Source organism: Streptomyces sp. NBC_00659 (assembly GCF_036226925.1).
Taxonomy (GTDB): domain Bacteria; phylum Actinomycetota; class Actinomycetes; order Streptomycetales; family Streptomycetaceae; genus Streptomyces.
Genome location: NZ_CP109031.1, coordinates 639,495 through 651,311 on the forward strand (window position 1 = coordinate 639,495; position 11,817 = coordinate 651,311).

General features: G+C 71.0%; 13 protein-coding genes. 9 read left to right on the forward strand and 4 right to left on the reverse strand.

Annotated elements, in window-relative coordinates:
* Nucleotides 1-11: 11 nt before the first annotated feature.
* Nucleotides 12-1,229, reverse strand: coding sequence for a PP2C family protein-serine/threonine phosphatase (locus OG410_RS02560; protein WP_443063871.1), 1,218 nt, complete (start codon nucleotides 1,227-1,229; stop codon nucleotides 12-14).
* 270 nt (nucleotides 1,230-1,499) lie between these two features.
* Here OG410_RS02560 and OG410_RS02565 point away from each other — a divergent pair, with 270 nt between their 5' ends.
* The 4 genes from OG410_RS02565 to OG410_RS02580 all read left to right on the forward strand — a co-directional run bounded on the left by OG410_RS02565 (nucleotide 1,500) and on the right by OG410_RS02580 (nucleotide 4,780).
* Nucleotides 1,500-2,138: a TOPRIM nucleotidyl transferase/hydrolase domain-containing protein gene (locus OG410_RS02565; protein WP_329297570.1), complete on the forward strand. Its 639-nt coding sequence runs from the start codon at nucleotides 1,500-1,502 to the stop codon at nucleotides 2,136-2,138.
* Between the two features lie 157 nt (nucleotides 2,139-2,295).
* A complete protein-coding gene (locus OG410_RS02570; protein ID WP_329297571.1) occupies nucleotides 2,296-3,258 on the forward strand; it encodes an NAD(P)H-dependent flavin oxidoreductase in 963 nt (320 codons plus the stop codon).
* A gap of 353 nt (nucleotides 3,259-3,611) precedes the next feature.
* Entirely contained in the window at nucleotides 3,612-4,217 is a 606-nt protein-coding gene (locus OG410_RS02575) for a hypothetical protein (protein WP_329297572.1), read from the forward strand.
* 65 nt (nucleotides 4,218-4,282) lie between these two features.
* On the forward strand, nucleotides 4,283-4,780 hold the full coding sequence (locus OG410_RS02580) for a 2'-5' RNA ligase family protein (protein ID WP_329297573.1): 498 nt from the start codon (nucleotides 4,283-4,285) through the stop codon (nucleotides 4,778-4,780).
* A 95-nt stretch (nucleotides 4,781-4,875) separates the two neighbouring features.
* Here the strand turns inward: OG410_RS02580 and OG410_RS02585 are convergent, their stop codons facing one another.
* Entirely contained in the window at nucleotides 4,876-5,376 is a 501-nt protein-coding gene (locus tag OG410_RS02585) for a GNAT family N-acetyltransferase (protein ID WP_329297574.1), read from the reverse strand.
* A gap of 236 nt (nucleotides 5,377-5,612) precedes the next feature.
* On the opposite strand from OG410_RS02585, the gene OG410_RS02590 reads away from it, so the two are divergent.
* The 3 genes from OG410_RS02590 (at nucleotide 5,613) to OG410_RS02600 (ending at nucleotide 8,607) form a co-directional block, all read left to right on the forward strand.
* Nucleotides 5,613-6,086 carry a carboxymuconolactone decarboxylase family protein gene (locus OG410_RS02590; RefSeq protein ID WP_329297575.1) on the forward strand — a complete coding sequence of 158 codons (474 nt, stop codon included), beginning with the start codon at nucleotides 5,613-5,615 and terminating at the stop codon, nucleotides 6,084-6,086.
* 49 nt (nucleotides 6,087-6,135) lie between these two features.
* Nucleotides 6,136-7,059, forward strand: coding sequence for an RNA polymerase sigma-70 factor (locus OG410_RS02595; protein WP_329297576.1), 924 nt, complete (start codon nucleotides 6,136-6,138; stop codon nucleotides 7,057-7,059).
* Between the two features lie 261 nt (nucleotides 7,060-7,320).
* Nucleotides 7,321-8,607 carry an MFS transporter gene (locus tag OG410_RS02600; protein WP_329297577.1) on the forward strand — a complete coding sequence of 429 codons (1,287 nt, stop codon included), beginning with the start codon at nucleotides 7,321-7,323 and terminating at the stop codon, nucleotides 8,605-8,607.
* 46 nt (nucleotides 8,608-8,653) lie between these two features.
* On the opposite strand, the gene OG410_RS02605 is transcribed toward OG410_RS02600, so the two are convergent.
* Complete coding sequence (locus tag OG410_RS02605; protein ID WP_329297578.1) at nucleotides 8,654-9,493, reverse strand: virginiamycin B lyase family protein; 840 nt, start codon at nucleotides 9,491-9,493, stop codon at nucleotides 8,654-8,656.
* A gap of 399 nt (nucleotides 9,494-9,892) precedes the next feature.
* On the opposite strand from OG410_RS02605, the gene OG410_RS02610 reads away from it, so the two are divergent.
* Together OG410_RS02610 and OG410_RS02615 are read left to right on the forward strand one after the other, a co-directional pair.
* Nucleotides 9,893-10,150 carry a hypothetical protein gene (locus tag OG410_RS02610; RefSeq protein ID WP_329297579.1) on the forward strand — a complete coding sequence of 86 codons (258 nt, stop codon included), beginning with the start codon at nucleotides 9,893-9,895 and terminating at the stop codon, nucleotides 10,148-10,150.
* 57 nt (nucleotides 10,151-10,207) lie between these two features.
* Nucleotides 10,208-10,765: a pyridoxamine 5'-phosphate oxidase family protein gene (locus OG410_RS02615; protein WP_329297580.1), complete on the forward strand. Its 558-nt coding sequence runs from the start codon at nucleotides 10,208-10,210 to the stop codon at nucleotides 10,763-10,765.
* A 127-nt stretch (nucleotides 10,766-10,892) separates the two neighbouring features.
* Here OG410_RS02615 and OG410_RS02620 read toward each other — a convergent pair whose 3' ends face one another.
* A complete protein-coding gene (locus OG410_RS02620) occupies nucleotides 10,893-11,807 on the reverse strand; it encodes a helix-turn-helix domain-containing protein (protein ID WP_443063702.1) in 915 nt (304 codons plus the stop codon).
* Nucleotides 11,808-11,817: the final 10 nt, after the last annotated feature.

The following is an 11,817-nucleotide window of genomic DNA, read 5'->3' on the forward strand; positions in this document are numbered from 1 at the left end:
CTTCACACCCGTCAGCCCCAGCGCAGATAGAGCACGGCGACGTCGTCGGCCAGGCCGCCCTGCGTCTCGGCCAGTGCCTCGGCCCGGTCGATGAGTCCGTCGACGAACGCGGCCGGGGGCAGACCGTCCAGTTCACGGGCCATCGCCAGCAGTCCCTCCTCGCCCAGCCGCTCCGTGCCGCGGCCGACGCGCCCCTCGAAGAGGCCGTCGGTGAACAGCACCATCGCCGCGCCCTCGGGGAGCTCCAGTTCCTCGACGGGCCAGCGTGCTCCGCCCGGAATGATGCCGAGCGCCGGGCCGCCCGGGACCTCCACCCACTCGACGCCGCCGGTCCCGCACAGCAGCACGCCGTGATGGCCCGCCCGCACCATCCGGACGCGTCGCCGGCCGGGGCCGACGCTGAGGACGACCAGGGTGGCGAAGACCCCGTTCCTGGCCCGCTCGGCCATGAGGATCTCCTCGAGCCGGCCCACCTGGTCGGCACCGGTGACGCCGCTGAGCACCAGGGTGCGCCAGGCTATGCGCAGCGCGACCCCGAGGGCGGCCTCGTCCGGACCGTGTCCGGAGACGTCACCGATCAGGGCGTGCACGGTGCCGTCGGCGCTCTGCACGATGTCGTAGAAGTCCCCGCCCAGCAGCGCGTGCGCGCGGCCGGGCCGGTATCGGGTCACGACCTCCACGCCGTCCCCGCGCAGCAGGGGGCGCGGTAGCAGCCCCCGTTCCAGGCGGGCGTTCTCCCGGGCCTGCATCTGGCTGGCCTGCAACGCCACGGCGTCGCGCTCGGCCTGCTTGCGCTGGATCGCGTAGCGCACCGCCCGTCCGAACAGCTCCGGTTCGACCCGGCCCTTGACCAGGTAGTCCTGTGCGCCGGCGGCCACGGCCGCCAGACCGGTTCCCTCCTCGGCGAGTCCGGTCAGGACCACGACGGCGACGTGTTCGGCACGCTCGCGCACCCTCGACACCGCTTCCAGGCCCTGCGCGTCCGGGAGGTGCAGGTCGAGCAGCACACAGTCGGGGACCTCGGACGCGAGCACGTCACAGGCTTCTGCCATCGAACGCACCCAGCGCAGACGCATACCGAGTGCGCTGTCGGCGACCATCTCCTCCACTAGCAGCGCGTCGCCCGGGTCGTCCTCGACGAGCAGCACCGACGGCTCTTCCGTCCCCCAGGCCGCGGCGCGGTCCAACTCGGGCGAAGCCACGCCGGCAGCCCCGGGCTGCGACGTCATCATTGAATGAACCCCCACACCCGCCACCACTCCGCCGCTTCATGACGGACAACTCCGCGAGCATACTCACGCTCGCATCGGCTTACGTGGACAGGACTTCTGTTCGTGACTCCGCGCCCGGGCCGGCGTCGGCGACGATGAACGATCTCGCTCCGGGAGGGTGGCCGGAGCCGCGTCGGTGTCGGTCCGCCTCCAGCCTATCCGCCCCACCGGCCGTCCCTGCGGCGGAATTTCGTTGCCGTGCCGGACGGGAGGGCTCAGACTCGGATCATGACCGACATGGGGGCGTTCCGGGAGTCAGTCACCGCCTGGGCGGCCGGTGGCCCCGGTGACCTCGCGCGCGAGCTGGCCGCGCGGCTGTCCGTGAGGACGGTCGTTCTGCTCGAAGGGCCGAGCGATCTCGCGGCGGTCGACGCGCTCGCCGCGAGCCGCGGCCGGGATCTGGAGGCCGAAGGGGTCTGTGTGCTGGCGATGAACGGCGCCATGAGCGTGGGCCGCTTCGCCCGCCTCCTCGGCCCCTCGGGCCTGGGCCTGCGTCTCACGGGACTGTGCGACGAGGCGGAACGGGGCTACTACGCCCGCGCCTTGGAACGGGAAGAGGACGGTCCGGAAGGGAACACGGCGCGGCGACAGGAGTTCTTCGTCTGCGCGGCGGATCTGGAGGACGAGCTCATCCGCGCGCTGGGGGTGTCCCGGGTGGAGGAGCTCGTCCGGGCGGAGGGTGATCTGCGCGCCCTGAGGACCTTCGTTCGTCAGCCGGCACAGCACGGCCGTTCCCCTCAGCAGCAGTTGAGGCGCTTCCTCGGGACGAAGAAGGGCCGCAAGATCCACTACGGCCGTGTCCTCGTCGAGGCCCTCGCCCCCGACCACGTACCCGCTCCGCTCGACGGCTTGCTCGCCGCGGTGTGAGCGCTCCGGACAGCTCACAGGCCCCTTCTTCTCAGCGGCTCGGTCACATCGATGTCCGAGGTCACGTCGATGTCCAGGGTCACATCGATGTCGGTCCGGGGTCACAGATTCGCCCACGCCGTAGGCATGATCCGGCGAACGGACGATGATTGCCGTCATGCCTTTAGCGACCGCGTTCACGACGTTGTTCGGTGTCGAGCACCCCATCGCCCTTGCTCCCATGGGCGGATCGGCCGGCGGCGAGCTGGCGGCGGCCGTCTCGCGCGGGGGCGGACTCGGCCTGCTCGGTGCCGGCGGGGGCGATCCGGACTGGCTGGCGCGTGAGCTGCCGATCGTGGCGGGGGCCGGAAAGCCGTGGGGAGTGGGGTTCCAGACCTGGGCGGCCGGAGCAGCCGTGATCGAGCAGACGCTGGAGTACGGCCCGGCGGCCGTGATGTTCTCCTTCGGCGATCCGAGCCCGTACACCGAACGGGTCCGTGAAGCGGGCGCGGCCGTGATCATCCAGGTCACCGATCTCGACGAAGCCGGACAGGCCGTGGAACTCGGGGCCGACGTCATCGTGGCGCAGGGCACCGAGAGCGGCGGGCACGGCGGCCGGCACGGGCGGTCGACGCTCCCCTTCGTACCCGTCGTCGTGGACATGGCCGAGGGCGTGCCGGTGCTGGCGGCCGGCGGGATCGCGGACGGCCGGGGTGTCGCGGCCGTCCTGGCCCTGGGCGCCGCCGGGGCGGTCATCGGCACCCGCTTCCAGGCCACGGCCGAGTCCCTCGTCGATCCCGTGACGGCCAAGGCGCTCGTGGACGGACGCGGACAGGACACGGAGCGAAACCGCATCCTCGACATCGCGCGGAGTTCCCGATGGCCGTCGAAGTACACGGCCCGCACCCTGGGTCACCCGTATCTCGACCGGTGGCGGGGCCGGGAGACAGAACTCGCGGCGGACCCTGCGGCGGCACGCCTTGCCTATCAGGCCGATGTGGCGAGCGGGAATGTGCCGGCACTGCCGGTCTGGGCGGGCGAGGGCGTCGACCTCGTGACCGACCTGCCCCCTGCGGCCGAGCTTGTCGCCACGCTGGCCTCCGAGGCCGGACGGGCCCTGGCCCGAGCGGGACGCGGCTGACCGGAGCGCTGCTCCAGAACTTGACGGTCCGCCATCACCGCCGGGAAGGCCTCGGCCTCCTCACGCACCACACCAGGCACGACTTCGCGAAAGACGGGAAGTCGCCCTGACGGAATGTCACCATTGCCCGGGAAACCGTTCGGGCCCGCCCCTCCGCCCCCCGTCGACCTCCGGCACAGCGCCACCGCTCGTCCCCTCGGATTCAACTCATCGGCCGTGGAAACCCGTTCCTAGCAACCCACCTCCACTCCCTCGTACGCACACGACCGGCCGAGCCTCGGCGGTACGCCCCGCAGCGCCTCGTGAGACTCGACCGGTCCGGTCTACGGCATCGCCGGAACAGGAGCACACCCATGCGCCTTTACGCCCAGACCCCAGCACGCCGGAGCCGGCAGGTGGTCGCCGACCTGATCGCCGTGACACTGATCGCGGTCGCGGTGAAGTTCGCCCTGGTGGTCCACCACGCGATCATGCTGCTGGCCGAGCCGGGGCGAAAGGCCCAGAGCGCGGGCGACAGCCTCGCGGGCGGTCTCGACGACGCCGGGGACGCGGCGTCGAAGGTGCCGCTCGTCGGGAGCTCACTGAAGAAGCCGCTCAGGTCGGCGGCCGACGCCGCCACCGGTCTCTCCGACGCCGGACAGTCGCTGGAGGACCTGGTGGGCCGCGTGGCCCTGCTGGCCGCGATCGCCCTGATCGTCCTCTCGGTGGCCTTCGTCCTGGTGCTGTGGCTTCCGCCGCGCCTGCGCTGGATCCGGCGCAGCGCCACCACCCGCCGTCTCCTGGACGCTCCCGGAGGCGCCGACCTGCTCGCGCTGCGCGCCCTGACCGGACCGCAGCGCGACCTCACGGCGATCCCCAGCCCGCCGGGCGGCCTCGCCGACGCCTGGCGACGCGGAGACCAGCAGGTCATCGCCGACCTGTCGACCCTGACACTCAGGCAGGCGGGCCTGCGGCCGTGAGCCGGTGGGCTTGCGGCCGTGAGCCGGTGGCGGGCACACCTCAAGTAGCGCGGTCGGGACTCGTGGTGAGGGTTCCTGAGGCGGAACCCGCTGTTCGAGTGTGGCGGGACCGGCTGGACCCGGCCGTCCGTTCGGGTATGCCGGCCCATGTCACCGTGCTCTTCCCCTTTCTCCCCGAGAGTCGTTTCGACTGCGACACGTTGGCCGCCATCGACGCCATCCTCGGGCGTCACAAGCCCTTCGAGGCCCGGTTCGAGCGGTTCGGGCGGTTTCCCGGGATTCTGTATCTCGCCCCGGAACCGGCCACCTCGTTTCGCGCGCTCACCGAGGCCATCGTGGACAGCTGGCCCGAAACCCCGCCTTTCGGCGGGGAGTTCGCCGAGATCGTGCCGCATCTGACCATCGCCCAGGGGCAGGACGACACCGTCCTGGACAAGGCCGAGGCCGACCTTCGAGTCCGGCTCCCCGTCGTCTCCCGCGTAGCGTCGGTCGATCTCCTGGTCCACGACGGATCGCGGTGGCAGCAGCGAGCGTCGTTCGCGCTCTGGGGATCCAGGCCGTAATCCGCTGATCGGGGACGTAAAAGCCCGGCCCGGAGAGAAAACCGTCGGCCCTCAGCGGCCGGACGGTGGCTCGAAGCAACCCGGCTCGGAGAGCATCAGGTCAGTTGCTTGTGCATGACGATGCACGGGCGGCCGTACTGGCGGTCGGTGCGACGGTCGATCTCCTGCCATCCCAGGGAACTCCAGAAGGCCAGAGAGGCGGGGGTGTTCTCCAGGACCGCCAGCCTGACGCCGGGCCTGCTTTCGCGCCGGTAACGCTCTTCCACCAGGCCGGCCAGGCGCCTTCCGATCCGTTGCCGGTGAAGGCTCCCGTGCACCAACAGCAGTCCGATCCACGGGTGTCCGTCGGTGGGATGACGGTCGAGCAGACACAGCAGACCGACGATCCGGTGCCCCTCGTCACGGGCGAGCAGGACCTCGCAGCCCTCGGTACCCGCCTCTTCCCGCAGATCCGCCTCGACCCTGTCGGCCGGAATGTGCTCGGGGTCGTACTCGCCTGCGGCACGGCAGTACTCCGGATTGCTCGCGTAGAGGCCGACCACCTCGGCGATCTCCTCCGGGGAGAAACGGAGCGGTGTGAGTGACAGGTATGACATCCAGGCAGGCTAACCAGCCGCGCCGGCAAAACAGCCGCCGACCGTCCCCCTGCGGCAGTTCATGCTCGGTGCGACGGCGGCTCGATACGGCAGCTCGGGCTCGGTACGGCGGCTCGGGCTCGTTGCGTCGGTGCGCGTCGGCGGTGATGTGACGTGGGTCGCATGCACTCGTGTCACAAGCAGGCGGGCTGCCTCGTCTCGGGGGTGTGACCACTCACGAACAAAAGGGGCCCACGATGGACGCACGACTGAACTACTTCGCCAGCCCGACCGCGGGCAAGGCTCTCAAGTACCTGATGTCGGCCGGGAAAGCGCTGAAGGACTCGGCTTTGCCGTCCACGACGCAGGAGCTGGTGTCACTGCGGGTGAGCCAGATCAACGGATGTGCCGTCTGCGTCGACATGCACACCAAGGATGCCGCCGCCGCCGGCGAAACTTCGGTACGCCTGAACCTGGTCGCGGCCTGGCGGGAGGCCACGGTCTTCACCGAGGCCGAGCGGGCCGCGCTGGAACTGGCGGAAGAAGGCACCCGCGTCGCGGACGCGGCGCTGGGGGTCAGCGACGAGGTATGGGCGCGCGCCGTCAAGCACTACGACGAGGAACAGCTCACTGCCCTGGTAATGCTGGTTTCCTTCATGAACACGGCGAACCGGCTGAACATCATCGCCCGCCGGCCGGCCGGCGACTACGAGCCCGGACAGTTCCACTGAGCGAGACCGACGACCGGGCAGGGCAGGACGGACGGAGAGGGAGACCGGTGTGAACAAGGTCGAGGAGTTCGAAGAGCTGCGAGCGCTGCTGTTCTCGATCGCCTACCGGATTCTGGGCAGCGTGAGCGAGGCCGAGGACGCCGTGCAGGAGACCTGGATCCGCTTCGACCGTTCCACGACCCTGCCCACCTCGGCCAAGGCCTTTCTGTCGGCCACGGTCACGCGGGTGTCGATCGACGTGCTGCGCTCCGCGCGCGTGCGGCGGGAGCAGTACGCGGGTCCGTGGCTGCCCGAGCCGCTGCTGAGTGATCCGTACCAGGATCCGGAGCGCTCCGCGGAGCTGGCCGACTCCGTTTCCATGGCGGCCCTGCTGTTGCTGGAACGGCTCAGCCCGCTGGAGCGGTCGGTGTTCGTGCTGCGGGAGGTGTTCGCCTTCGGGTTCGACGAGATCGCCACCGCGGTGGGACGTTCGGAGGCGGCGTGCCGGCAATTGCTGGTGCGGGCACGACGGCACATGAGGGCAGGCCGGCCACGGTTCGCGGCGGACCGCAAGGAGCGGCAGGAACTCGCGGAGCGTTTCTTCGACGCTTTGAAGGACGGCGATGTGGACGCCCTGCGGAGTCTGCTGGCGGCCGACGTACAGATGGTCGGTGACGGCGGAGGCAACGCCCCGAATCTGGCCCGGGCCGTCGTCGGCGCGGAGAACGTGGCCCGGCTCCTGGCCTCCGTCTTCCCGGTGCTGGCCCGGATCAACGTGACGTTCGAACCGCACGAGGTCAACGGCCAGCCCGGCGCGGTCTTCCGCGCTCCCGACGGCAAGATCCTGCACACGCTGGCCCTCGATGTGCTCGACGGGCGGATCCAGGCGATCCGCTCGGTGCTCAACCCGGACAAACTCGGTCACCTGGGTCCGGTCGCCGACGCCTGGGCCGTCCAACGCGAGGTGAAGCGGGCCCGCCGCCGGACGAACTGACGCACGTCGGTCCGTCCGGCGGGGTGGGCCGCTACGGAATTCAGCCGAGCCGTACGAGGAACGCGTGGCCGACGCGCCGCAGTTCCTCGTCTTTCCCGACGCCGAAGAACCAGCCACCCCGGCGCTCCTCTTGCACTCCATGGCCGCGGCGGGCGTACGCGGGAGGACAGTGTCGGTCAAGGCGAAAACGATTCGACCCGGCCGAAGGGCGCCGGTTACCCTGCGCGACGTGAACGGCCCCCGCGTATCCCCCCGCCCCTCATGAGCCTGGCCCGTACCCTCATCGACATCCGGCCACTGCGTACGTCACCGGTCTTCAGGCGCCTGCTGATCGGCCGGACCGTGTCCGTGCTGGGCAGCTTCATGACCATGGTCACCGTCATGTTCCAGGTCTGGGACATGACGCACAGCACGGTCTGGACCGGCGCGGTGGGGCTGGCACAGGCACTGCCCATGGTGGTGTTCGGGCTGTTCGCCGGTTCCTGGGTCGACCGTGGCGACCGTCGGCGGATCTACCTGTACGCCACCGTCGGCCAGGCGGCCGTCTCCCTGCTGCTCGCGGTGCAGGGCTTCACCGGTCATGTTCCGGTGGCGGGTGTGCTCGCCCTGGTGGCCGCGCAGTCCTGCTGCTCGGCGGTCGGCGGTCCCGCGGCGGGCGTGTTCGTGCCGAGGCTGCTGCCGAAGGAGCAGGTGGCGGCCGGGCTGGCACTCCAGCAGATCACCGGTCAGGCCATGATGCTCGCCGGTCCGGCACTCGGCGGCATCCTGCTCGGCTGGGCCGGCATCGGACCCTGCTACCTCGTCGACAGCCTGTCCTTCGGGCTCTCCTTCTACGGCGCGTTCGGGCTGCCCGCTCTGCCGCCCGCCGGTGAGCCGTCCCGGGCCGGGCTGCACGGGGTGATGGACGGCCTCCGCTTCCTGGCCGGGCACCGGGCGGTCCGCGGCGCCCTGATCACCGACCTCGCCGCCACCGTGCTCTCGATGCCGACGAGCCTGTTCCCGCTGGTCAACGCCGAACGATTCGGCGGCAGTCCGCGCACGCTCGGCCTGTTCCTGTCCGTGCTCGCCGTCGGCGGCATCTCCGCGTCCGCCCTGTCCGGGACGATCACGCGACTGGGGCGTCCCGGGCCGGTGATGCTCTGCGGGGCGGGACTGTGGGGCGTGTCCCTCGCGGCCTTCGGCCTGGTGCGTGATCCCTGGGCCGGGCTCGTGCTCCTGGCCCTCGCCGGGGCCGGTGACGCCGTCTCGGTGATCTCGCGCAGCACGATCGTCCAGACCCACACACCGGACGCCCTGCTGGGCCGGGTCACGGCGGTCGAGCAGATCGTCGGCAAGGCCGGCCCCAACCTCGGCAACCTGCGCGGCGGCGTCGTCGCGGGCTGGACCTCGGGGGCGACCGCCCTGGTCAGCGGCGGTCTCCTCTGCCTGCTCGCGGTCCTCTGGGTCGGCGCGAGGACCCCGGAACTGCGGGGCGGATCCGCGTCCGGGCCCGATGCCGGCATCACGCCGCTCACGCCCGTGGAGATCCCCGTACCGGACGGATCATGAGCGGCTTCTCTCCGTGGTGCTCAGTGGTGCTCCGTGGTACTCCGTGTCACCCGACGGGCTTGTCGGCCGGCGGGAACGCGATGCCGGTCGGCGTGTTGAGGCCGGAGGCGGGAAGCGTGACCTGACCGCCGCCGGTCTCCGCGACCCGTACCACCCGGTTGTTGAAACCATCGGCCACATAGAGGCCGCCGCGGCCGTCCAGGGCGAGGCCCAGCGGATCGCTCAGTCCGGTCGTGGGCACTGTGCTCTGCGTACCACTGCCCGCGGACACCTTCACGACGCGGTTGTTGCCGCTGTCCGAGATGTAGAGGTCACCGGCGGCGTTCAGGGCGAGTCCGGTCGGCTGGGACAGGCCGACCGCGGGGACCGTGGTCTGGCCGCTGCCGTCCGCGGCGACCTTCACCACCCGGTCGTTGACGAAGTCGGAGATGTACAGGTCCCCGCCCGCGCCGAGTGCCAGACCCCAGGGGTGGAGCAGCCCCGTGGTGGGGACGGTGGTCTGCCCGCTGCCGTCGGCGGGGACCTTCACCACCCGGTCGTTGAAGCTGTCGGCGATGTAGAGGGTGCCGTGGGCGTCGACGGCGAGGCCCAGCGGGCGCGACAGGCCGACGGTGGGGACGGTGGACTGCTCCCCGCCCTTCGCCACCACCTTCACCACCCTGTTGTTGCCCGTGTCGGCGACATAGAGATCGCGGGCGGCGTCCCACGCCAGACCGGTCGGGCGTACGACAGCGTCGAGGGGGACCGTCGACAGGCTGTCGCCGATCGCCGACAGCCTCACCACCCGGTTGTTGCCGTAGTCGGACACGAACAGCGGTGCTCTTGCCGGTGAGGGACCGTTCTCCTGCGCCGCGCCCGCCTGTCCGGTGGGCAGGGCGCACAGCACGAGAACTCCCGTGACGGCCGCCAGCCGCCGGGCCCACCCCGCACGACTCCGAGCCGGTGACGACGTGCGCGTTCGTACCTGCGTAGTCCTGTGCCTCACGGTTCGCCCATCTGTTCTCGACGGTCGGCGCGTCGCCGTACCGTCCGCGGAAACGATCGCCGCCGCTCAGGCGCGAGGCCGCACCGGACGAGCGCCGCGCCGCCGATGCGACGAGTGACCGTCCGACGGCAGAACGCCGTCATGGGGCCGAGCGGCGGCCGGGACGGCGGCATGATCGATGTCTTCCCCCATCACGCGGCGCATCCCACCGCTGTCGCCCGCTCGGCCGACCGCCCGGGTGCGAAGAACTCCCGTGCGCCTGCGCGACGGGTGCCGGGAGAGGCACTTAAATACCGGAGCGTGACTACCGAACCTCAGCGTTTCACCGTCCTGCTGGTCCCCGAGTACGTCGTGAACAAGGACGCCGTCTCCGCCCAGGAATCCGCTGTGCGATCGGCGGCCGTCGAGGCGACCGGCGAGACAGGCGAAACGGGCTACCCGCGCTACGCGGGCGACGGAATCGTGGCCGACATCGACCCTCGTTCGCGCACGGTCGAGGCGGTACTGGTCGACGGCTCGGAGCTGGACTACGGACTCAACGCCATTGTGTCCACCTGATCCGGCCGTCACTGCCCAGTCATCAGGAAGAGGCAGGACGAGGAAGGGATTTCCGCCATGCCGACACAGCGATCCGCCGAACAGCCCTCCACCGAGCTCGACGCCCGCTACAGTTCCGCGCTCCGTCCCCGGCCGGGTGCCGCGGACGTCACGGCCACCGAGTGGGCCGAGGCCCGGCGGACGATGGAGGCCGCCGAGATCTTCTGGGTGTCGACCGTGCGGCCCGACGGCCGGCTGCACGTCACCCCCGTGATCGCCGCCTGGCACGACGGGGTGTTGTACTTCTCCACCGGCCCAGGGGAGCAGAAGGCGAAGAACCTCGCCCACAACGGGCACTGCGCGCTGACCACCGGCGGGAACTCGCTCACCGAAGGGCTCGACCTCGTGATCGAGGGCGAGGCGGTACCGGTTGCCGATCCGGCCGTTCTGGAAGAGGTGATCGCGGCGTACGAGACGAAATACGGGCCGCACATCACCTCCCCTCAGGGCACCTTCCACGGGATCGGGAACGCGTTCAGAAAGGGAGACGCTGTGGTGTACGGGGTGGCCCCGGCCACCGCGTACGGGTTCGGTCGCGACGACGGGGTCTACACCCACACACGGTGGGCGTTCTGAGCGCACACACAGTGGGCGGTCCGAGCGCACACAGTGGGCGGTCCGAGCGGCCTTCCGAGCGACGCGGTCCTCATGACGCTGTGGGCGGAGCCGGAACCTCTCCATCCGCCGGGCGGAGCCACCCTGATCAGCCGGCCTGGTGGGCGATCTGGTCGTCCAAGGCGGCGCAGAGCCAGTCGTGGATGGCGCCGGGGGTCGGTTCGGGTGAGGCGGTGATCTCGGCGGTGAGATTCCAGTAGTGGTCGATACGGGGGTCCGCGGCGAGCATCCCGCTGAGTCCGCGGCGGAACGCCGGCGTGTCCCGCGTGTCACGGGAGCGGGCGTAGGCGGAGACGAAGCAGTCGAGTGCCTCGCCCGTTCGCGGTGACCGCTCCGCTCGCACCTGCGGCGACGCCAGCGCGTACGCCTCGACGAGACCGTCGTAGAGCACCGCCGGACGTCCGCCGTCGGGCCGGTGCGCCGCGGGCTGCCCGTTGTCCGTGCCGGGGCAAGGGGCGGTGACGAAGGCGTGCAGCCGGGTGAAGGCCAGCACCTGGGCCGGTGTCGGGCCTTCGGGAACCTGCGGAACGGAGTGTTCGACGATCGCGGAGACGAGCCGGGCCGGCAGCCGCGGAGGCAGCCAGCGCCGCCAGAAGCGTGCCAGCGGCGCGGTGCTGGGCGGGACGGACACGGAGCCGATCAGCCGTAGGCGAGCGGCGCGTTCCTCGGGGGCGCAGTCCTGGAGCAGTTGGAGCGCCGCCTCCTGCCAGCGCAGGGCGGTGAGCCGCGAGCCGATCCGCCGCAACTGTCCCGCGACGACGTCCTCCAGCGTGTCGTCCCGGTCGAGGATCCGCTCCACTTCGGGAACCGGCAGGTCGAGGGTGCGCAGCGAACGGATCAGCTGCAGCCGGTCGAGGGCCTCCGGGCCGTAGCGGCGGTGGCCTCCGGAGCTGCGGGCCCCTTCGGGCAGGAGGCCCCGGTCCGAGTAGAAGCGGACGGTCTTGACGGTGACGCCGGCGCGCTCGGCGAGCTCTCCGATACTCCACATGCTGTCGGGGGACACGGACTTGAAC

Coding starts and splice junctions, on each gene's coding strand:
- OG410_RS02585 (WP_329297574.1), bottom strand. CDS start 5,376: ATGTCATACCTGTCACTCACACCGCTCCGTTTCTCCCCGGAGGAGATC.
- OG410_RS02590 (WP_329297575.1), top strand. CDS start 5,613: ATGGACGCACGACTGAACTACTTCGCCAGCCCGACCGCGGGCAAGGCT.
- OG410_RS02565 (WP_329297570.1), top strand. CDS start 1,500: ATGACCGACATGGGGGCGTTCCGGGAGTCAGTCACCGCCTGGGCGGCC.
- OG410_RS02600 (WP_329297577.1), top strand. CDS start 7,321: ATGAGCCTGGCCCGTACCCTCATCGACATCCGGCCACTGCGTACGTCA.
- OG410_RS02615 (WP_329297580.1), top strand. CDS start 10,208: ATGCCGACACAGCGATCCGCCGAACAGCCCTCCACCGAGCTCGACGCC.
- OG410_RS02570 (WP_329297571.1), top strand. CDS start 2,296: ATGCCTTTAGCGACCGCGTTCACGACGTTGTTCGGTGTCGAGCACCCC.
- OG410_RS02575 (WP_329297572.1), top strand. CDS start 3,612: ATGCGCCTTTACGCCCAGACCCCAGCACGCCGGAGCCGGCAGGTGGTC.
- OG410_RS02560 (WP_443063871.1), bottom strand. CDS start 1,229: ATGACGTCGCAGCCCGGGGCTGCCGGCGTGGCTTCGCCCGAGTTGGAC.